General features: G+C 64.6%; 2 protein-coding genes. One reads left to right on the top strand and one right to left on the bottom strand.

Features of this window, described 5'->3' with window-relative positions; all coding sequences use genetic code 11:
* Positions 1-478 precede the first annotated feature (478 nt).
* The gene (locus tag H3C53_13395; GenBank protein ID MBW7917662.1) at positions 479-934 is read left to right on the top strand and encodes a helix-turn-helix domain-containing protein; all 456 of its coding nucleotides are present in this window, start codon (positions 479-481) and stop codon (positions 932-934) included.
* Between the two features lie 469 nt (positions 935-1,403).
* Here H3C53_13395 and H3C53_13390 read toward each other — a convergent pair whose 3' ends face one another.
* The gene (locus H3C53_13390; protein ID MBW7917661.1) at positions 1,404-1,556 is read right to left on the bottom strand and encodes a hypothetical protein; all 153 of its coding nucleotides are present in this window, start codon (positions 1,554-1,556) and stop codon (positions 1,404-1,406) included.
* Between the last annotated feature and the right edge of the window lie 250 nt (positions 1,557-1,806).

Raw genomic sequence — 1,806 nt, 5'->3', positions numbered from 1 at the left:
GCTGTATCTGTTCGGTTGCTCCATCGTCGTCACCCCTCTGGAGCAGCTTCTCGCAGCGGGTCTTGGCGTGCCGGTCTCATCCCGACCGGCATGGTACCAGATATGGAACCACACTCCGAAGCCCCTAGCTCACCGGGTCGATTTCCGCCGCGTGGCTGGAGTGCTCTGACGCGGACACCGGCCGCGGTAGCCTGCGCGCGACCTGGTCCAAGCATGACGTTTCGGCGCTCGGTTCGACTCCGTTACGGGCTTATCGTCGGTGTTTGCCACCACGAGGCCTGTTGAGTCGGCCTCTCAACGATGGTGGCGGTGAAGATCTCTCACCGCTTGTGTTGCCGTCTAGCTCGGCTGTCTCGAGTGACCCGGGAGTAGCGGCCGCTGGTGCTGCCAAGTGCTTCCGGCCAACGATCCTACTACACTTATTGCGACCGCTGCATTTAATGCATTTGCGCTAGGTTGGAGTTGAAAGGAGGCCCCGATGGCCCTCATCTCCCAGCGGCAGATGCCTCCCACGCCGCAAGACGCTGCCCTCGCCCGGACCTTCGGACAGGTCCTCGCCCCATACGCCAAGACCGACCGGCCGGTGAAGGTCCGCATCGCCGAAGACCACAACGAACAAGCGCTCGAACTGCCCGCAGGCGCTGTCGCGCTCCTCATGGACGTCCTCGAGGCTATGGCCGCCGGCCGCGGCGTCACCCTGATCCTCGAGAACGCCGAGCTCACCACCGTCCAAGCCGCCGACATCCTTAACGTCTCCCGCCCTTACCTCATCAAGCTCCTAGAAGAGAACAAGATCCCCCACCGCAAGGTAGGCAAGCACCGGCGGATCCTCATGGAAGACCTCATGGCCTACAAGGCCCGCGACGACCAGGAGCGCCAAGCCGTCCTCGACGAGCTTGCTCGCGAAGCCCAAGAACAAGGCTACGGGTACTGAGGAACGTGGCCTACACCGCACTCCTGGACGCCAACGTCCTCTACCCAGCCCCTATCCGGGAGGTGCTCGTGCAACTCGCCACCACCGGCATATACCGCGCACGCTGGAGCGCCGACATCCACCGCGAGTGGATCGACGCGCTCCTGCGCGCCGAACCTCACCGCGACTGCAGCCGCCCCGAACGCACCCGGGACCTCATGAACCGATTCGTGCGCGACTGCCAGATCTTACGGCCTTCTCGCAAGATTCGACTCATCCGAACATCCGCCGTAGCCGGCTGCGACGCTGCTTGTCGTAGCGCAAGCGTAGCCTCACGCCAACGGGGCGGCACCCTCGAACGGTAGCGGAGGGAGTCAGGCTGGCATGCAGCGGAAGGAGCACACGTGAACGACGAGTCGTCGATCCCTGATGGAGAACCAAGGACCCCTGCTGAAGAGCAGCCGGCGCTCCGGTCCGCCAGGCCGCCGGACTACGACCAGATCACCAGGCGGTTGGCCGCCTGGAGCTTCTGGCTCGGGATCGTCAGCATGTTCATCTTCCAGCTGGTGCTCGTTCCCCTTGCGGCGTTGATATTGGGCGTGTCGGCGGTCACCCGGAACGACCCGGGGCGGCTGACGGGCAAGTGGCGGGCCTGGGTCGGGGTTGCTTCTAGGGGGCGTCTACACCCTGTTGGCCCTCGTGAGGCTCCCTGGGTGATCCCTGGTGGGGTGCCGAAGTGGCGCGCGGTTGCTTGCCGTGTACGCGGCGTCGACATATCCTGAGGACGTGTCGAAATCTCACTCCAATATCGACATGAACCCGCCGGAGTGGTCGTCTGCGGTTCCGCACGACCACCTGGCGCCGCTGCCGCCACCCGTGGAGTTGGAGACGCG

Source organism: Trueperaceae bacterium, from assembly GCA_019454765.1.
In the GTDB taxonomy this organism is placed as follows: domain Bacteria; phylum Deinococcota; class Deinococci; order Deinococcales; family Trueperaceae; genus JAAYYF01.
Note: the sequence above shows the minus strand (reverse complement) of the source record. Positions and strands in the feature narration are given on the sequence as shown.